This window comes from Dyadobacter sp. CY345, assembly GCF_021502725.1.
Classification (GTDB): domain Bacteria; phylum Bacteroidota; class Bacteroidia; order Cytophagales; family Spirosomataceae; genus Dyadobacter.
This window is the reverse complement of sequence record NZ_JAKFFS010000004.1, coordinates 344,146-363,280: the sequence shown is the minus strand read 5'-3', so window position 1 is coordinate 363,280 and position 19,135 is coordinate 344,146. Positions and strand designations below refer to the sequence as shown.

General features: G+C 40.0%; 19 protein-coding genes. 12 read left to right on the top strand and 7 right to left on the bottom strand.

The window, feature by feature from the left end; genetic code table 11:
• The first annotated feature begins 67 nt into the window (after positions 1–67).
• The 5 genes from murC to L0657_RS18840 all read left to right on the top strand — a co-directional run bounded on the left by murC (position 68) and on the right by L0657_RS18840 (position 5,862).
• Positions 68–1,450 carry a UDP-N-acetylmuramate--L-alanine ligase gene (gene murC, locus L0657_RS18860; protein ID WP_235152309.1) on the top strand — a complete coding sequence of 461 codons (1,383 nt, stop codon included), beginning with the start codon at positions 68–70 and terminating at the stop codon, positions 1,448–1,450.
• A 39-nt stretch (positions 1,451–1,489) separates the two neighbouring features.
• Entirely contained in the window at positions 1,490–2,092 is a 603-nt protein-coding gene (locus L0657_RS18855; protein ID WP_235152308.1) for a TIGR00730 family Rossman fold protein, read from the top strand.
• A gap of 45 nt (positions 2,093–2,137) precedes the next feature.
• Positions 2,138–3,715 (top strand): OmpA family protein, encoded by a 1,578-nt coding sequence (locus L0657_RS18850; protein WP_235152307.1) that lies wholly within the window; start codon positions 2,138–2,140, stop codon positions 3,713–3,715.
• 38 nt (positions 3,716–3,753) lie between these two features.
• Positions 3,754–4,545: a Fic family protein gene (locus L0657_RS18845; protein ID WP_235152306.1), complete on the top strand. Its 792-nt coding sequence runs from the start codon at positions 3,754–3,756 to the stop codon at positions 4,543–4,545.
• Positions 4,546–4,650: 105 nt separating this feature from the next.
• The gene (locus L0657_RS18840) at positions 4,651–5,862 is read left to right on the top strand and encodes a TCR/Tet family MFS transporter (protein WP_235152305.1); all 1,212 of its coding nucleotides are present in this window, start codon (positions 4,651–4,653) and stop codon (positions 5,860–5,862) included.
• On the opposite strand, the gene L0657_RS18835 is transcribed toward L0657_RS18840, so the two are convergent.
• Together L0657_RS18835 and ispE are read right to left on the bottom strand one after the other, a co-directional pair.
• Complete coding sequence (locus tag L0657_RS18835; RefSeq protein ID WP_235152304.1) at positions 5,859–6,485, bottom strand: cytochrome c oxidase subunit 3; 627 nt, start codon at positions 6,483–6,485, stop codon at positions 5,859–5,861. The two genes, L0657_RS18840 and L0657_RS18835, sit on opposite strands and share 4 nt — an antisense overlap.
• Before the next feature lie 100 nt (positions 6,486–6,585).
• Positions 6,586–7,395 (bottom strand): 4-(cytidine 5'-diphospho)-2-C-methyl-D-erythritol kinase, encoded by an 810-nt coding sequence (gene ispE, locus L0657_RS18830; protein ID WP_235152303.1) that lies wholly within the window; start codon positions 7,393–7,395, stop codon positions 6,586–6,588.
• Between the two features lie 122 nt (positions 7,396–7,517).
• On the opposite strand from ispE, the gene L0657_RS18825 reads away from it, so the two are divergent.
• Both L0657_RS18825 and L0657_RS18820 read left to right on the top strand, forming a co-directional pair.
• Positions 7,518–8,081, top strand: coding sequence for a Crp/Fnr family transcriptional regulator (locus tag L0657_RS18825; RefSeq protein ID WP_235152302.1), 564 nt, complete (start codon positions 7,518–7,520; stop codon positions 8,079–8,081).
• A gap of 118 nt (positions 8,082–8,199) precedes the next feature.
• Positions 8,200–8,517 (top strand): multidrug efflux SMR transporter, encoded by a 318-nt coding sequence (locus L0657_RS18820; protein WP_235152654.1) that lies wholly within the window; start codon positions 8,200–8,202, stop codon positions 8,515–8,517.
• Positions 8,518–8,542: 25 nt separating this feature from the next.
• Here the strand turns inward: L0657_RS18820 and L0657_RS18815 are convergent, their stop codons facing one another.
• On the bottom strand, positions 8,543–10,012 hold the full coding sequence (locus L0657_RS18815) for a M20/M25/M40 family metallo-hydrolase (RefSeq protein WP_235152301.1): 1,470 nt from the start codon (positions 10,010–10,012) through the stop codon (positions 8,543–8,545).
• Between the two features lie 315 nt (positions 10,013–10,327).
• On the opposite strand from L0657_RS18815, the gene L0657_RS18810 reads away from it, so the two are divergent.
• From L0657_RS18810 to L0657_RS18800, 3 genes are all read left to right on the top strand, one after another.
• Positions 10,328–11,809 carry a xylulokinase gene (locus L0657_RS18810; protein WP_235152300.1) on the top strand — a complete coding sequence of 494 codons (1,482 nt, stop codon included), beginning with the start codon at positions 10,328–10,330 and terminating at the stop codon, positions 11,807–11,809.
• Positions 11,810–12,065: 256 nt separating this feature from the next.
• Positions 12,066–13,211 carry a T9SS type A sorting domain-containing protein gene (locus L0657_RS18805; RefSeq protein ID WP_235152299.1) on the top strand — a complete coding sequence of 382 codons (1,146 nt, stop codon included), beginning with the start codon at positions 12,066–12,068 and terminating at the stop codon, positions 13,209–13,211.
• 176 nt (positions 13,212–13,387) lie between these two features.
• Positions 13,388–14,275, top strand: coding sequence for an aldo/keto reductase family oxidoreductase (locus tag L0657_RS18800; protein WP_235152298.1), 888 nt, complete (start codon positions 13,388–13,390; stop codon positions 14,273–14,275).
• A 3-nt stretch (positions 14,276–14,278) separates the two neighbouring features.
• Here L0657_RS18800 and L0657_RS18795 read toward each other — a convergent pair whose 3' ends face one another.
• Positions 14,279–14,692, bottom strand: coding sequence for a hypothetical protein (locus tag L0657_RS18795; RefSeq protein WP_235152297.1), 414 nt, complete (start codon positions 14,690–14,692; stop codon positions 14,279–14,281).
• Between the two features lie 56 nt (positions 14,693–14,748).
• Here L0657_RS18795 and L0657_RS18790 point away from each other — a divergent pair, with 56 nt between their 5' ends.
• Complete coding sequence (locus L0657_RS18790; RefSeq protein WP_235152296.1) at positions 14,749–15,102, top strand: hypothetical protein; 354 nt, start codon at positions 14,749–14,751, stop codon at positions 15,100–15,102.
• Between the two features lie 70 nt (positions 15,103–15,172).
• On the opposite strand, the gene L0657_RS18785 is transcribed toward L0657_RS18790, so the two are convergent.
• Positions 15,173–16,105, bottom strand: coding sequence for an S-adenosyl-l-methionine hydroxide adenosyltransferase family protein (locus L0657_RS18785; protein WP_235152295.1), 933 nt, complete (start codon positions 16,103–16,105; stop codon positions 15,173–15,175).
• A gap of 137 nt (positions 16,106–16,242) precedes the next feature.
• Here L0657_RS18785 and L0657_RS18780 point away from each other — a divergent pair, with 137 nt between their 5' ends.
• A complete protein-coding gene (locus L0657_RS18780) occupies positions 16,243–17,763 on the top strand; it encodes a GH3 auxin-responsive promoter family protein (protein WP_235152294.1) in 1,521 nt (506 codons plus the stop codon).
• On the opposite strand, the gene L0657_RS18775 is transcribed toward L0657_RS18780, so the two are convergent.
• Complete coding sequence (locus L0657_RS18775; protein WP_235152293.1) at positions 17,758–18,363, bottom strand: hypothetical protein; 606 nt, start codon at positions 18,361–18,363, stop codon at positions 17,758–17,760. The genes L0657_RS18780 and L0657_RS18775 overlap by 6 nt on opposite strands.
• Before the next feature lie 48 nt (positions 18,364–18,411).
• Positions 18,412–18,984, bottom strand: a complete 573-nt coding sequence (locus tag L0657_RS18770) for a hypothetical protein (protein ID WP_235152292.1) — start codon at positions 18,982–18,984, stop codon at positions 18,412–18,414.
• Positions 18,985–19,135: the final 151 nt, after the last annotated feature.

Genomic DNA, 19,135 nt, shown 5'->3' with positions numbered 1-19,135 from the left:
CCTCCACATTTGCCCAAAGATCAATTCTTGTTAACTTCGCTTCGAATCAGTCATTCCGATTAGCATAATGAGTCAAAATTCCCAATCCCGAAAAATACATTTTATATCCATAGGCGGCAGTGTAATGCACAACCTCGCCATCGAATTACAACAAAAAGGTTTCACAATAACGGGATCTGACGACGAAATTTACGAGCCATCGGTAAGTCGTTTAAAAAAGCATGGTCTGCTTCCAGACGAAATGGGCTGGTTTCCTGAAAAAGTTACGACGGATCTGGAAGCGGTTATTTTAGGTATGCATGCCAGGGAAGATAATCCGGAATTGAAAAAAGCACAGGAACTTGGCATCAAAGTTTATTCTTATCCCGAATATATTTTTGAACAAAGCGAAGACAAACAACGTGTGGTGATTGCCGGAAGTCATGGGAAAACTACGATTACTTCCATGGTTTTGCATGTGCTTAATTTCAACAAACGTGTTTTCAACTATCTCGTTGGTGCGCAGATTGAAGGATTTGAAAACATGGTAAAACTGTCAGATGAGGCTCCGGTAATCGTCATCGAAGGTGATGAATATTTCACATCTCCATTGGACAAAACACCAAAATTCATGCATTATCAACCACATATTGCGCTGATCAGCGGTATTGCCTGGGATCATTTTAACGTTTTCCCGACCTGGGAATCTTACGTTAAACAATTTGAATTACTGGCTGATTCTATTCCAAAAGCAGGCGCTATCATATTTGATCAGACGGATGACATGCTGGATGTTATTGGTCAAAAAGAACGTCCGGATGTTGTGAGCGTTCCTTACGAGGCTCATCCATATAAAATTGAAGATGGTAAAACATTGCTCATAACGGCAGAACAGGGCGAAGTACCGGTTCTGGTTTTTGGAGAGCATAATATGAAAAACATCAGTGGAGCCAAAGAGGTTTGCGAGCGATTGGGTATCATTGATGAAAATTTCTATGCTGCAATTCAAACGTTTAAAGGAGCTTCAAAACGTATGGAATTGCTTGGAAGCAACGATGAAATTAATATTTACCGTGATTTCGCACATGCTCCATCCAAAGTTGAAGCAACGACGTCCGCTGTTAAAGCGCAATTTCCGGACAGAACGCTGGTGGCCGTAGCAGAACTTCATACGTTCAGCAGCCTTAACAAGACTTTTCTGAAACAATATCGTCGTAAATTAAATGCTGCGGATGTTGCGGTGGTTTACTACAATCCATTGACGGTAGAACATAAAAGATTGGAACCGATTTCGGAATCGGATATTCGTGAAGCTTTCAAACGTGAAGATTTAAATGTTTTCACCGATAGCAACGAAATGCTTAATTTCCTAAAAAATCAGGATTGGAACCAGGCTAACTTGCTATTAATGAGCTCAGGAACTTTCGGAGATCTCAATTTGAAGGGATTGGTTGATGAAGTCATTAAATGAAAATTTCAAAATTCAGACGAAATAATTAATACATACTAAATGAAGTCCATCGTAGTTTATTGCGGATCAAATTTTGGATTCAAGCCGGTTTACAGCGAAGCGGCTTACGAATTAGGCGCTGCGTTAGCAAAAAACAATATCAAGCTCATATACGGCGGCGGCAATATGGGACTTATGGGCCGTGTATCCGACGGCGTTATGGAAAATAATGGTTCGGCGACCGGCATCATCACTAACTTCCTGGCGAAACTGGAAGTCGCGCAAAAAAATCTTACTGAGCTCCATTTTGTAGAAACCATGCATGAAAGAAAGGCCAAAATGGTTTCGCTTTCTGACGGCGTGATTGCTTTGCCTGGTGGATTTGGAACGCTGGATGAATTATTTGAAATTCTGACCTGGTCGCAACTCAAGATTTTTCACGGCCCAATCGGGCTGCTGAATATCAATGGTTTTTATGATCACCTGATCGCACATTTAGATAAGACCGTTGACGAAGGTTTTTTGCATATGGAAAAAAAAGATCTTTTGATCGTCTCAGATAACGTCACCGAACTTTTGGAAAAAATGCAGGCATATCACGTGAGCGAAAAAGAAAATAAGCCGCTTGATACATCGTTGTATGTAAAAAATATAGAAAAGTAAATTTCGTTTTCTATTAGCATAACACACCTTATCCTCTGACATAAAATGCGTTTCGTTCTGTTATTTGCTTTTTGTACATTAATAACTTCTCCGCTTTGGGCGCAGCTTGAAAATCTTGGAAAAACGGTTAATACCGAATTTAACGAAATAGCTCCGATCATTTCACCAGATGGAAAGACGGTATATTTTTCCAGAATCAGCCATCCGCAAAATACAAACGGCACCAAGGGAAGCCAGGATATATGGTTTTCCGAGTTAAAAAATGAGCAATGGACAGCAGCGCGCAGACTGCCTTCTCCGCTAAATAAGGAACAATATAACAGTTTACACAGCATCACGCCGGACGGAAATACGCTCCTACTTAAAGGCGCTTATAAAAACGGAGTATATGAAACCCGCGGTTTTTCTCTAAGCAAAAAGACGGCGAGGGGATGGTCTGTTCCTAATAAAATTGAGATTCCGGGATACGCAAAAACGAGCAAGGGACAATTCGACTGCGGTTATTTATCCACTGACGGAAAGGTGCTGGTGATGTCTTTTAGTGAAAAGAAAGACAGTAAGGTTGATGATCTTTATGTGAGTTTCAAACAAAAAGACGGGAGCTGGACGAAGCCAATGAATCTGGGGAAAGAAATTAACACAGAAGAATTTACCGAAACAACGCCGTTTCTGGCTCCGGATGGTGTAACATTATATTTCTCGACAGATCGAAAAGGCGGACAAGGAAGCAATGACATTTATTATAGCAAACGCATTGATAAATCCTGGAAAAGGTGGAGCCGGCCGGTTAATCTGGGATCGGCGATCAATACGGATGGATATGATGCCTATTACACAATTTCTGCTGCTGGCGATTATGCTTATATGGTTTCCTTCAAAGGTACCGAAGGAAAAGGTGATGTGGTCAGATATAATTTACAGCCAAAAGTAGAGCCTGGTGATACGGCCACTATTCAACCAGTTGTTCCTACATCCGATCCGGTAGTTATGATTAGCGGACGTGTCATTGATTCAAAAACCGGAAAACCGATTGAAGCAACAATTATCTATGAAACATTGCCGGATGGTGAGGAAGCGGGAACTGCCACCACAAATCCGACGACGGGAGAATATAAAATTGTACTTCCATATGGCCAGAAATATAGTATGCGCGCCGTTGCCCCTGACTTTATTGCAGAAGGAGAAAGTATAGATTTAACCGACTCGACCAGCGACGGAAAAGGTAAAAATTATAAAGAAATTACCAATAAATCCTTAAAACTGATCCCTATCGAAGAAGGTCAGATTGTTCGTCTGAATAATATTTTCTTTGCTTTCGGCAAGGCAACTTTAAGTAAGGAATCCTCCCCGGAACTTGACAGGATTAGTATTACGATGAATGACAATAAGAAATTATTTATCGAAATCGGGGGACACACGGATAATATCGGCGGGAACGAAGCCAACCTGAAACTTTCACAAGACCGTGCAGATGCGGTTCGGGAATATCTGATCGGCAAAGGAATTGAACCTGACCGGGTTCAGAGCAAGGGATATGGAGAAACAGTGCCAGTTGCTAAAAATGATACGCCGGAAGGTCAGCAAACTAACAGACGCGTGGAGTTCAAAATTTTGAAAAAGTAACAGATCGGTTGGTCGAAGAAATTTTTTGAAATTAAGCAATGAAGAAATTAAAATTCAATATTCTGAATTCAGACTTGCTGGTAAAATTTTGTGATGTCATCGGCCTGAGTAACTTAGGAAGCCAATTCAATAACCTAACCGAAAGTGAGCTTTCGGCCGGAACTTTCAGTTTCTATACCTCAGTTTCAGCTGTTTATTCTTCTAAAATTGAAGGAGAAAATATCGAGCTGGACTCTTTTATCAAACATAAAAAATTTGGTATTGAATATTTGCCTGATTACACTCAAAAAATTGATGATTTATATACTGCCTATCAATTTGCACAAGCATCAGATCTCAACGAGGAGAATATTCTAATTGCACATCGCCTTTTATCTAAACATCTGCTTCCGGAAAATAGACAAGGACAATATAGAAAAGGGAACATGTATGTTACTACCCCGGACGGTAAAATAGAATACGTGGCAGCGAGTCCATTTGTAGTAAAAGAGGAATTGAATAAATTTTATCGCGATATCGAATCCTTGTTAAAAAACGATCTCGACATGAATGAGGTATTTTACTTTGCCTCACTTATTCACTTGATTTTTGCCAAGATTCATCCTTTTGACGATGGAAACGGAAGGTCATCCAGACTTATTGAAAAATGGTTTTTGGCAACAAAACTTGGTCCCAAAGCCTGGCTTATTGAATCTGAAAAAAATTATTATTCGCAACATCAGACCTATTACCGCAACATTCGCCTACTGGGTTTAGAGTATGATCTTTTAGATTATACCCAATCCCTGCCTTTTCTTCTGATGTTACCAAATTCTCTGATTGCCAAATAATAGTAGAAAACGAAGCATGACCTTTTAGGGAAATCCAATTTACTAACCATTTTTTAATCCGACCGCCTTAATTTTAGCTGTACATTTGGCGAATAATTATTCCTTATGACTTCGAAGAAATCTCCGGCAATCGGGTTTATATTTATTACGCTGCTAATTGATGTGATGGGCCTGGGAATTATCATTCCCGTCATGCCAAAATTGATCAGTGAACTTGTTGGCGGCAGTTTGAGCGATGCTGCACGATATGGTGGCTGGATCCTGTTTTCCTATTCCTTTGTCCAGTTTATATGTGCACCTATTGTTGGCGGATTAAGTGACCAATTTGGACGCAGACCGGTATTACTGGCGTCGCTGCTTGGCTTTGCTCTGGATTATATGTTCGTTGCTTATGCACCAAGTATACTGTGGCTATTCGTTGGCCGGATTATTGCCGGCGTTATGGGAGCAAGTTTCACAACCGGCGCTGCTTACATTGCTGACGTCAGCACACCTGAAAAACGTGCGCAAAACTTCGGATTAATAGGCGCCGCCTTCGGATTAGGATTTATAATCGGGCCTGTACTGGGTGGATTATTAGGACAATACGGCTCGCGCGTTCCATTTTTAGCTGCGGCCGGCTTATCCATGCTCAATTTCCTGTATGGTTTATTTATTTTACCTGAATCCCTTAAACCGGAAAATCACCGAAAATTCAGCTGGAAACGTGCAAGTCCAATTGGTGCTTTAAAACACCTGCAAAAATATCCTGTCATTTCCGGTTTGATCGTTTCTCTGGCTTTGCTTTATGTTGCGATGCATGCCGTGCAAAGTAACTGGTCGTATTATACCATGGAGAAATTTCAGTGGAATGAAAGAATGATCGGGTATTCGCTTGGCGCAATGGGCTTGCTCGGTGCCATTGTTCAGGGAGGACTGATAAGACTGATTATCCCAAAATTAGGTCAAAAAAGCGGCGTTTATGTCGGCTTGTTTTTGTATTCTCTGGGATTTGTGCTTTTTGCCTTTGCACGTGAAACCTGGATGATGTTTGCTTTTATGGTACCCTATATTCTGGGAGGAATCGCCGGTCCGTCATTACAAGGAGTCATATCCACGCAGGTTCCATCAAATGAGCAGGGTGAATTGCAGGGAGCATTGACAAGTTTGATGAGCCTCACCTCTATCATTGGTCCACCGCTTATGAGTAATTTATTTTACTTTTTCACCAAATCAGAAGCACCAGTTTATTTCCCGGGCGCACCTATGCTGATGGCAGCGGCACTTACCTTATTGAGCGCTTTTCTAGCCAGAAGAAGCCTGAAAGGCAATTTTTAGTAACTATTAAGATAACTTAGGCAAAGCATAAAAAGGAAAACGATCACCCAAAGTACATCGACAAAATGCCAATAACGGGTGATAAGTTTGAGCTGTAACCGATTGGGAGGATTGACACTATAAACAAAAGAATCAACATAAGTCCTGTTTTTCAACGCTTTACGAAAAACAACACCTAAATAAATTACACCAATCAAAATATGCAGCATATGCAGTCCGGTCAGTAAATAGATAAACCCGGAAGAAGAATTTATGTTGTTGAAACTCCCATTTTCGATCATTTCAATCCAGCCGCCACCTTGCAATAACATAAAGGTGATACCCAAGGTAAGCGTAGCCGCCAGAAAAATTCTGTAATGCAGAAAACGCTCCTGAACAAAGGCCAGGTTGGCTTCATGAAGTGTAATGCTACTGAAAAGAATGACCAGCGTGCTGAGCCAGAACATATCAGGAAGTGCAACAAAACGCCAATTGGCACCCTCCATGCGAAGGAAATATTCAATGAAAATAACGGCAAACAAAAGCGAACTACCAATAACCCCAAGCCAGAGCATGAAGCCAAAAGGCTCTCTTCGCTTAGTAAAAGGGTTCTCTTTATCTTTGGTAGAGTGTTTCGGACTCATTATTTCTATTTTCTTAACAACAAAGTAGGAAGATTAAGCGAGACTATAAGTTTTTACAACGAGATTTTTTTATCTTTTTATACAAAAACAGCCATAAATATTATTTCAAATATCCCTGCCAGATTTTGTACTCTTTAAAAATCAATGACAGATCTGTTTCTTCTTCAAAAATACCATACAATGTTGACCCTGATCCGCTCATGGCTGCATAAACAGCACCTTTTTCATAGAGTTTTTCTTTGATCTTTTTCAAGACGGAAAATTTCGGAAATAGTGATTCTTCAAAATCATTCTTTACCGTCTGCTTCCATTCTGACAACGGCTGCTTTAATAATGCTCTGAGATCTACCTCCGAGTGACGGGGCTTGACGCCCGAGTATGCCTCAAACGTTGATATATGCAATCCGGGATTTACTAAAACAATCCATTTACCAGCTAGTGTTAGACTGATTTCTTCAAACCGGTCACCCTTTTCAAAACAATACAAGGGTTTATTTTCAATAAAAAAGGCACAGTCACTCCCTAATCTACGCGCATATTCCAACTGTTTTTCCAAAGAAATTTTCAGAGAGAACAAATCGTTTAATGCTTTGATCGTAAAAGCAGCATCGGAAGATCCTCCGCCAAGCCCGGCCCCGATAGGAACAGCCTTGAGTAAATGGATATTTACGGGTGTAAAAGTATAATCCGCAGCTAGCATCTGATACGCTTTCGCACAAAGATTATTTGAAGCATCACCTGGAATATCAATACCATCAGACTGGAATCCGTACTCCTTGGCAGGCAGTATTTCCAAAGCATCAGACCAGCCCACCGGATAAAAACAGGATTCGATGTTATGAAAACCGTCCTGCCTTTTTTCAACGATATTAAGTCCGATATTGATTTTTGCGTTTGGAAATACAAGCATAAAATTTAAAAGTTAGCGCACAAATATCCATAGTAATCATGCTAACTTGAAAGTCTATTTAAAAATAAGTACTAAAAATTAGCAACCGCAAGTTCATATTGCTTTCATAAAAAGATTAACGCTTGGAAAACACGATCAAAAAAATTCTGGCGCTCGGTTTAAGAGAGGAATCTCTTCCCAAATTACTTCCCTTATTCGAAAAGATTATGCTCCCGAAAGGGCATATGCTGATCAAAGCTGAGCGACTAGAACGTTTTGTCTATTTCATTGAGGAAGGAATCGCCCGCGCCTTTTGCCATAAAGATGGCAAGGAAATTACTTTTTGGTTTGGCTCCGAGTCAGACATTTTGCTTTCCTATAACAGCCTTTTTTTAAATAAACCGGGATATGAAAATATAGAATTATTAAAAAGTTCAGTCTTATACAAACTGCCACATTCGGCGCTTCAAAATTTATATGGCACTGATTTGGAATGGGCAAACTGGGGAAGAAAACTGGCTGAATCGGAACTAATAAAACTGGAAGAATTTTTCATTGCCCGGCAGTTTAAAACAGCCAAAATGTGTTATGAAGATTTCATGAAGTCCAGTCCTGACATTCTCCAACGCGTACAGCTCGGCCATATCGCTTCTTATCTCGGTATCAGTCAGGTGACTTTGAGCCGCATAAGAGCTGAAATTAAATAGCTTTCTTTTTTAACAATTGTAAAATTTTATCTTAAAAATCCAGGCGACCTTTGTGATAATATTGACGGATTAATAATTCATCAGTCATAATATTCACTTTAATAAAATAGCCAAAATGATCTCCTGGATACTTCTTTTTATAGCCGGCGCCTTTGAAGTCGGATTTACAACCAGCCTGAAATTTTCAGATAATTTCACAAATCTGAAATGGAGCGCGGCGTTTTTCGTATGTGTTATTTGCAGCTTTTTGCTTTTGAACAAAGCAATTCAAACCATTCCATTAGGTACTGCCTACGCAGTCTGGACGGGAATCGGGGCGGTGGGGACGGTGTTGATGGGAATCTTTTTTTATAAAGAACCAGCAGATTTCTGGCGATTATTCTTTGTCTTTTTATTGATCGGATCGATCGTTGGATTAAAAATGGTATCGAAATAACTTCCGATACCATTTTTATTAATAGCTATTTGGCGTCTCCCCATCTCCACTCCTGGCCTATCACGAGTTCCTGTTTCAGGCCTTGTGAGATCAGATAATCCCGGGTTTTCGTATCCGAAAGTTTCTGTCCTTCAAGCTTTTTAGCATCTGAAAGCGCAAACAGACACATCGAAGCAATCCTTACAGTATTTTCAAGTTGCTCTTTATTTACTAGGTCGAAATTATCACAGTCTGCGTGGTAACATTGGATCACATCAGGTGCCAGAGTTCCGGACAAACCGGCAACCGGAATTCCTTCCAGCATAAAAGGCTGATGATCGCTGTGTAAACCAGCTCTGTTCGCATGTTCGTTTTTATAAGTCGGGTCAATATTATGGATTGCATCACCAACACCTTTGAAAAAATCAGTCATTTCAGCCTTGCCAAAAGCATTGATACCTTTCGGGTTATTGGTCATATCCAGATTCATCATATAACCAACTTTGTCAACCGCTCCGGTACGTTTCAACTCACTTACGAAATGTTTTGAACCTAAAAGTCCCTGCTCCTCGCCCATGAACAAAACAAACTGAATCGTACGCTCTGGTTTAATTTTTAGTGCCTTAAAAGCCCGCGCGATATCCATCACGGCAAAAGACCCGATTCCATTGTCAATAGCGCCGGTCGCGAGATCCCAGGAATCCAAATGCCCGCCGATGATTACCTTTTCGTCCGATTTTCCTTTAAGTGTAGCAATTACATTCCTGGCTTTGATTTTCTTAGAAATGTTATGCATTTCGATATGTGCCTGTAATGGTCCCTCATCCTTCAGCCAGCCACGGATTTCTTTTCCGCTATCGCTGGAAACACAAACCGCAGGAATCGAAATTATTACACCGGTTACAGAAGCAGTTCCTGTCAGCAAGATTTTGCCGGGAGCCTGGTTTACCATCACAATTCCGTCCGCACCATATTTAATTGCAAGTGCTGTCTTCTCAGAACGGTGAAGATTTTTCTTACCCGTTACACCCACAAGACCGATATTAGCTAGGACAATTTTGCCTTTGATCTTATCTTTAAGTGCTTCAAAATCCTCCTCCAGCCCATTCCCCACATCCACAATTTCACCTTTCAGATTTGCTTCCACGGGCGAATGCGCCAGAGAAACAACCGGCACTTCACGGAAATTATCACTGCTGGACGGAACGATACTCAACGTTACCGTATCCCGCATCCAAGCCTCAACTTCGAAAGGCTGGTATGTCACATCCGAAAATCCGTAGCTTTTTAGCAAATTGTAAGCATATTCCTCGGCCTTCTCGCCATTGGCGCTTCCGGTCAAACGATGTCCGATCGTTTTGGTAGCTTCGCCAAGCGTTTCGTATGCTTTACTGTTTTTTCTTACTTCAGTGTCAAAACGTGTAAAAGTTTTCTCCCATTTCTTATCCTCTGAATTGAATCCGGCGGCTAAAAAGAATAATCCGCCGGCTAATGTAACTAATATAATTTTTTTCATAATTTCCTTAAAAAGGACGATGTAGATTTACAGAATCTAAGTTAGCAAAGAATTTCATTTTTATTATCTCAGGGAAATAACTTACGCTCAGTTTTGGATTCTTATACAAAGAACAAGCTTTCTCCAATCATTTAAAAGTGCATAAATCAAATTTGATAGCAGCTATAAAAATAATTGAAAATTCATTAAAAGTGTAATATATACACTTAATAATTTGTTGTAATCTGAGACAAATTCAACATTTTTGTATTTCGGATATTTGTCTGTTAATAATTATAATTTTTCTATCAAACCGACTAACGCAAAATAATAAATATGTATTTCCTGGGATTCGATTTAGGCAGTTCATCCATCAAAGCTTGTCTTTTACAAGCAGATACCGGGCAGGTGGTTGCCTCGGCTTTTTATCCTGAAAAAGAAATGGCAATAGCCGCTCCAAAACCAGGTTTCGCTGAGCAGCAGCCGGAGCAATGGTGGGAGAATGCATGCCTCGCCTCCCAGGCAGTCATGAAAAAATCAGGCATTTCAGCAGATGCCGTTGGTGCAATTGGTATATCTTATCAAATGCATGGTTTGGTGGTTGTCGATAAAGACTTGAATGTATTGCGTCCCTCCATTATCTGGTGCGATAGCCGTGCGGTTGAGATTGGAAATAAGGCGATGGAATCTATTGGGAAAAATACAGTATTGCCCCATTTACTTAATTCTCCGGGTAATTTCACAGCTTCCAAATTGGGTTGGGTAAAACAAAATGAGCCTGAGGTATTCGCGAAAGTTCACAAATTTATGCTTCCCGGCGATTATCTGGCGGCTAAAATGACTAACGAAGTTGTAACTACGCCATCAGGATTATCAGAAGGTATTTTCTGGGATTTTGTGGAAGAGAAACCGGCTGATTTTCTTTTGGATTATTTCGGATTTGATAAAGATCTGATCGCAAAAGTTTTGCCTACATTTTCTGAGCAAGGCCGCCTAACCGTCGAAGCTGCTGCGTCACTTGGACTTAAAGCCGGAACTCCTATTACCTATCGTGCAGGTGATCAGCCGAATAATGCTTTTTCTCTGAATGTTTTGGAACCAGGAGAAGTTGCCGCGACGGCAGGTACTTCGGGTGTGGTTTATGGTGTCAGCGAGCAAGTCAAGTTTGACGAAAAATCAATGGTTAATACCTTTTTGCACGTAAACCATACTGTTGAGGCTCCGCGTTATGGCGTTTTACTTTGTGTTAATGGAACTGGTAGTTTGAATAGCTGGCTGCGGAATACGTTATTGCAGGGAAATATTTCTTACCCGGAAATCAACGAACTGGCTGCAAAAGCGCCGGTTGGTTCTGATGGATTGATTTGCCTTCCGTTTGGAAATGGCGCTGAAAGAATGCTGGAAAATCAGGATACGGGCGCCAATTTCCAGGGACTTCAATTTAGCCGTCACGGAATTAGTCACTGGACACGCGCTGCTCAGGAAGGAATTGTTTTTGCCTTGTACTATGGTATGGAAGTAATGGAAACGCTTGGTGTTTCTTTGAAAAATATCAGAGCTGGTGAAGCTAATATGTTTTTAAGTCCGGTTTTCCGCGAAACATTTGCTAACATTTCAGGTGCTACTGTTGAACTTTTCAATACTGACGGAGCACAAGGTGCCGCGCGTGCTGCCGGGCTTGGACTTGGTTATTACAAAAGCCGTGATGAAGCTTTTATCGGCTTATCAGCGTTGCGTACAATCGAGCCGAATACTTCACTGACAGAAGCGACAAAAGAAGCTTACGGTAAATGGAAAGAGGCTTTGATCAACGGATAAATTTGTTTCAAAAAATATAGTGTAACTGTAAAGAGGAAGGAGCAGCTGACAAGCCGGCTCCTTTCTTTTTGTTAAAATTGATAAAAAAGTCTACTTCTCAGGTCCTATTTCAACGACTAATTCGCTTAAAAATTAACCGTTGAGAATATGGTAATCGAATATTGAATATACTATTAAATAATTCATTACTAATAGCTTCAGATATTTTCTTTTACGTATTTTTAGTCAGTTCTCTTCATCAACATACACACTGAATATGAAAAATATCTACCTGAAAGGGCTGTTGCTTTTACTGCTATCCGGGATTTTCACTACTGAAACGACCGCCCAAATTTATTATAATGATTTCATGGGTACCTCCGCCTGCCCAACTCCCGGTAACCTTCCAACCGTAGCCACAAATGCTTCCGGAACTGTTGTTACGAGAAATACGATGACCTGTATGGCAGCTGCTAATGTTTTAAATTCATCAACATTAAATAATACTGCGGCCATTAATGAAAATTCTTATATCGAATTTTCCGTGACGCCAGACGTCGGGTATCAGTTAAATGTAACCTCATTAAGCTTTTTCATACAGGGCAGTATCACTTCTCCTAATCAACTGGAAGTTCGTTACAGTACAGATGGCTTTGCAACTTCTACAAGCTGGGGGGCTGCTCCCAATACAACAACCTCACCAGGAGCCACGAATGTGTGGGATTTTAATGATTTCTCAACGACTTCGGGCGAGACAGTAACATTTAGATTTTATCCTTACGGGACACAGCGTTCGGATCTGGGCACCACCAGAGCATCAGCGAGCGGCACAATAAGATTTGACAGGATTACCCTGAATGGAACTGTCATCAACCCCATGCCTGTCAAACTGATTTCATTTGAGGGAAGTTATGAGCAAAATACAATTCTTTTAAAATGGCAAACTGCCTGGGAAGAACAAAATGAAGGGTTTGAAATAGAGCAAAGTGAAGATGCCGTAAATTTCGAAAATGTAGGATTCGTAAAAGGAAACGCAACGACTAAGTCCAGTTCTGATTATGAATTTAGTTATCCTGCACCGGTTTTGGGAAAGATCAATTATTTCCGTTTGAAACAGATCGATATCGACGGGCATTTTGAATATTCCAGGATTATTTCGCTGAAATCCATTCATTCTTTACGGGACCAGTATTTTGTTTTTCCGAATCCCAATAACGGAAACTTTATCTTGTCATCCCCGAAAACTACTTCGGACGATATAAAACTTTTTGATAAAACGGGAAGAGAAATCGATTTACAATTCCTCAAAACGGATGATCATGACACTTTTGAAATAAGAACGAAAGATGCACATCAGCCTGGTTTATATCATCTGCGGATAAGTGGAAAAGAAACTTCTATCAAGGTTTTAATTGAACATTAAACCAACTAACCGACTACCCTTAATCTGAAGCTCCGAAGTTCTGCAAAGAATCAGGAGCTTCATTTTTATGATTTAAAAAGTATCAGGTTGAATCGATCACTACACATTCTTAAAATTTGGATTGCAATTTTTAAAATTAGGCTATTTTTGCACCTATATCCAACCAACGCCACCGAATGAAAAAAGTTAGTTTAAGTGATTCTGGCCCAAAAGTATCTGAGGCAATATATGGTTTCTGGAGATGGAAAGATGAAGGTGCAGCAACAACTTCGTCCATTGAAAAAACCATAAATCTGTGTCTTGAACTTGGAATAAATACATTTGACCATGCCGATACATATGGTGACTTCACCATAGAAGAGCATTTTGGAAAAGTCATTAAAAGCAAATCGTTTAAAAGGGAAGATATTGTATTGTTCAGCAAATGTGGAATCCGCAAGTCTGATAATGGTAATTTCAGCTATTATGATACTTCAAAAGAACATATTATAAACAGTGTCAACGGATCTCTGAAAAGACTGAACTCGGATTACCTCGATATTTTCCTTTTACAGCAAGCCGATTTCCTGGCTGACCCAGAAGAAACGGCAGGCGCTTTGGCGGAAGTCGTAAAATCCGGAAAAGTAAAACACATCGGTGTCGCCAATTTCTCTGTTTTTCAGCATCAGCTTCTGGCATCTTTCCTTCGTATTCCGATTGTGACCAACCATATTGAGCTGAACTTGATGAACACAACAGCAATTGAAGATGGCCGGATTGACTTTATCAAACAATGTTTCAGTAAGCCGCTGGCCTGGGCGCCTTTGGCTGGTGGAAGAATTTTGGATGGTACGGATGAAAAAGCAGTTGCATCACGTGCTAAACTGGAAGAGATTGGTAAAAAATATAATGCAAATGTAGAGCAGACGGCCGTTGCATGGCTGATGAAATTGGGTACCTTACCAATCATTGGGTCACTTTCAGAATCCAGAATACGAAATGCAGCAAGTGCATCTGATATAAAATTGACACATCAGGACTGGTACGAAATCTATCAGGCAACTGGAAAAGTAAAGCAGGATTAAACATTATTTCCAATACGAGATATACAATCCTAGCCAGGTAAAACGCCAGATTACAACCAATGACATAATTATCAGAAAGCCAAGAAAGGCTTTATCTGCATTGAAATTCCGATATGGGTCCATGTAGGCATGATACCTGGCGCTATACCGAACAGTTGTAAGAGAATCAATATTGGCTTGCCGGAACCACTTTTTTCCGGCATATACATAAATCGGGACCAGGCCATGTCTGATCCCGATTTTATTTTTACCCTTTCCGATCCTTACTCTTTTGTCTATCACCCTCACCTCGATCAACTGACTCGTTGCCTTAACTTTCTTATCTGTCTGATATGATTGATAAAACAAATTAGTACCGAAGACAAGCCCAATAAATAAGGGAATCCAGGTCCAGAATTCTTTTTTTTCTTCTTTCATATAAAAACATAGAAAAGTGGCTCATTTTAATCGAAATGGGAATAAATATTATCTTAATGGATAAACTTATCCCAGGAATTCGTCGTTTTCATGGCAGTATATCACTATCTGAAAACACACAAAACAACATGAAAAAATTATTTGTTTTTGCTGCTTTATTATTAACGGTGACAACGGTTTCTTTTGCTCAGGATTCTGATTCAACAAAAACCCAAAAAGCAGTCGCTGCCACAAAATCTACCGCTAAAAAAGTAGGAAAAGAAATCAAGAAAGATGCCAAGATTGTAGGAAAAGGAGTTAAGAAAGGCGCGGAGAAAGTTGGCGAAGGTGCTGAAAAGGCGTACGACGGAACTAAAAAAGTAGCCAAGAAAGTTGGTAACGGCGTAAAAAAAGAAGCCAAAAAACTTTAATATTTGACATAAACCGAAACAAAAAACCTGCCTCCAACGAAGCAGGTTTTTTGTTTGTATATTGAGTATTTCATTTTTTACTCAGTACAATACTCCAGGTATTTCCACTGAAGACTTTATATTTTTCCGAAAAACTGGCCATGTTGATTCCCAGAGAAAAATTGAGCAGGCTGTTGAAGTACCCAACATCAACGCCTTCTTTAACTTCACCGAAAGTGTTTACATATTTAACGCTCCCTTCATAAACTTTCGCTTTGTCATTGAAAACCTGCACGTGAATGTCATCCCCAACTTTAATCCCTAACTTGGCAAAAAGTTTTTTGTCAATATCTGTCCAGACATTTCCGTACTGGATATCTAGAATTGGTATTGTCCCCTTCACTTTCCCTTGATCAAATGAAGGTTCCTGATATGGAATTGAAACAATTTCGTTAGGCAGTTTTGGACCAACCTGTTCAAAGGTGATCTGTTTTGAAGCAAGTTTGGCGCCTGTAAAAGCATACACATCCCGACCGTGGAATGTATACGATTCGTTAGAATTCTTTCTTCGGTTTTTCACTTCGTCAATTTCCCGAACCTCACGAATACCCAGTTGCTCCGCGATGAGTGTTAATGTTCCGTTGTCAGGCGTTACAAAATAATGTCCCGATTTAGTCAGCAAAACCACTGATTTTCTTTGTGTTCCTACTCCCGGATCACAAACGGAAACGAAAACAGTTCCTTCCGGCCAATATGGAGCAGTCTGCACCAACCGATAAGATGCCTCCCAAATGTTATAAGCAGGAATTTCATGTGTTATGTCAAACAATTTCAAGCCTGGTGAGACGCCCATTGCCACACCTTTCATCGCAGAAACGGCTCCGTCTTTTAACCCAAAATCAGATTGGAAAACGAGAATATTATTTTGTGAATATCCGCGAAGGAAAACCACCATTAACATCGCAAGAATCTGACCTTTTCGCCTTATGTTTTTAATAAAAGAAAAACAGGAAAGTAGTTTCATATATATCAAAATTTGAAAAAACGTTAATTGAAATGGGCCTCGTAAAATTATAAAAGTCATCCCAGAAATCTTCACTGGCACAATGATTTTAACCACAAACATCAATTACTTTACTCACTTCATAAACTAAAAAATTCATGGCAGTTATCGGCGAGCTGATTAAAAAAGCAATTGATCTTTCTGGTTATATAATGAGCGATCCAGATCCGGTCAAGGAGCAGAGGGACATTTTAAAGATGCTTCTTGAAAAAGCCAAATTTACAGCATTCGGTAAAAAATATAATTTTAAAGAAATCCTGGAAAGCGAAGATATTATCTCTTCATTTCAGACAAATGTCCCTGTTCATGATTATGATAAAATGAATGCAGATTGGTGGCATTATCTTCTTGAAGGTCATCAAAATGTTACCTGGCCTGGGGGACAAAAATATTTTGCACTGAGCAGTGGGACGACAAGCCATAGCAAACATATTCCCGTGACTGATGATATGGTCGAGGCGATCAGGAAGAGCGGTATTCAGGAAATAATGAACCTAAAAGCATTTGATCTCAGCTCGAATTTTTTCGAAAAACAGATTCTTATGCTGGGTAGCAGCACCAATCTGATAGAAAAAGATGACCATTTGGAAGGCGAAATCAGCGGAATCAGTGCTAGCAATATCCCCAGTTGGTTTGGTGGATATTACAAACCTGGCCGCGAAATTGCTGATATTAAAGACTGGGATGAACGTGTTAAAAAAATTGCTGAACAAGCCGCTGACTGGGATATCGGATGTTTATCGGGTATTCCAGCCTGGATTGAATTGATGTTAAAAGAAATTATCAAGTATCATAAACTGGATAACATCCATCAGATCTGGCCGAATCTGCAAGTATATACCACAGGCGGCGTTGCATTTGAACCATACCGGAAAAGTCTGGAAAAATTGCTGGCTCATCCGCTCATCTATATTGACACGTATCTGGCTTCAGAAGGTTTTATTGCTATTCAAAAACGGCCTGAAACTTCTTCCATGGCACTTTTTACCAACAGTGGAATTTTCTTTGAGTTTGTGCCAATGGACGGAGAAAATATTGATGACGACGGTTTGGTGAAAGAAGGAGCCAAAATATTGCCATTTGAAGAAACGCAAGAAAATGAAAATTATGTTTTGTTAATTTCTACGGTTTCCGGTGCCTGGCGGTATATGATCGGTGATACGGTCATGATTACGGATAAATCAAGAGCTGAAATTAAAATTACCGGCCGAACAAAACATTACCTCAATGTTGTTGGAGAGCAGCTTTCTGTGAACCAGATGAATGATGCGATCAGGATTTTAGAGAAAGATTACGACGTAGTCATGACGGAGTTTATCGCGGCGGCCATCAACAGGGACAATGAATTTATTCTGAAATGGTATATCAGCTCGGATAAATTCCCGGATTGTGCACTAGTGTCGGAAACGCTGGACAATGCTTTACAAAACAGCAATAAAAACTACAAAGTGGCACGCGGAAAGGCATTAAAGGGAATTGAAGTCGTGCTGATTCCTGAATCGACTTTTCACAAATGGAGCGAGGCAACTAAAAAACTTGGCGGACAAGTAAAAATTCCGCGTGTCATGAAAGAGGAAGATTTTTTCGAATTTGAGGCCTTTGTCAATTCAAATTCATAATGCAGGCTTTTGCGCTTCCAACAACCTGACCTGCTCAACGATGTCGTCTGGCGAAAGATATAAACGGGCTATTTTCTGTTTATATCTTTCTGGCAGTTCAGCATGATTCAGGATAAAATTTTTGGTTTCGATAATATAAAAAGCAAGACCATGGGTAACAGCGAAAGTATCGGCTGTTTTTTCGGCTTGCTGGATATATTTCGTAGAAAAAAGATACCCAAAACCAAAACGGACCATACCAAAAATAGATCGGTTATGATAATCCATGATATGCCCGAGCTCATGACCGATCCAACCTACCAAAATGTCTTCCGGTATCTGGTGAATTGGAATTGCTGTTTTCGTGAGTTTAAATAATGCGCTTATATTGATTTGATAAGCCCAGTTTTTACGGGAAGAAAACATTGTTTCAATTTTTGGCTGCGCCTGCATTACCGATTTTTTTATGTTTTGTTTAAACACAAAATCAATCGGAACACTCTGCAATTCAGGATAAAATGACAGTGCCTTTAAAACTTCATTTTCTATGACCTTCGGTATTTTCTTTTTTTCACGAAAGCGATCCAGGCTTTCGCTCATCTCCATATCTGAGTTATTCATAAATATTATTTCAACAGGTTACTGACTCAGATATAAAAACTGAACCACTCAATCTTTCAGCTTTTTGACATCCACTTTTCTCAAAATTTCCTTTTTGTCAAACAACAATCTCCATAAGGCAAATGACGGAGCCTTGTCACCTAGACATGTTTTGCAGATTTGAAGATCGGCCGGAACATTGTAAACCACCGTGGTATCATTTATCGGCTGAACGTTATCGCTTAGTGATGCATTGCTCTTCGCACTATACAAATAAGCCTGCAGAAGCTCCTGTTCTTTTTTATTCAGATTTATATTGCTTGTGTCCTTGGCACTCAAAAGTGATATTTTGACGCCATATTCTTTCTGCAAAGCACCGATTATCGCTACTTTGGAAGGATCTGCGCAGAGTTCAGAAGCATTTTCCGGATTTTTGGCCAGCGCTTCCAGAAGAGATTTTTGAGACAATTTGGAAATCTTTTTGCCCCATTCATCCACAGTATAGATCAGCTGTGTGTTAGTGACCCGTACGATTTTAGAAGCTTTAATTTCAGTAGCCAGCTCTTTTGTGTTATCCAGGCGTTTGTTGTTGCAGTTGTAAAAGCACAAACTTAAAGCGATACAGAATATAATTCGGTTCATTAGTAGTTAAAGTAAGTTATGGCGGCGAGTAAAACTTTGGCTTCTAATCTGAGAATGCTGATCGCTTTTTCCCCGCATATTTAATCAACATCATTTACAACTTTGTAATTCAAAACAGACAACGAACGTACGAAAAACATTCTTCAACCTA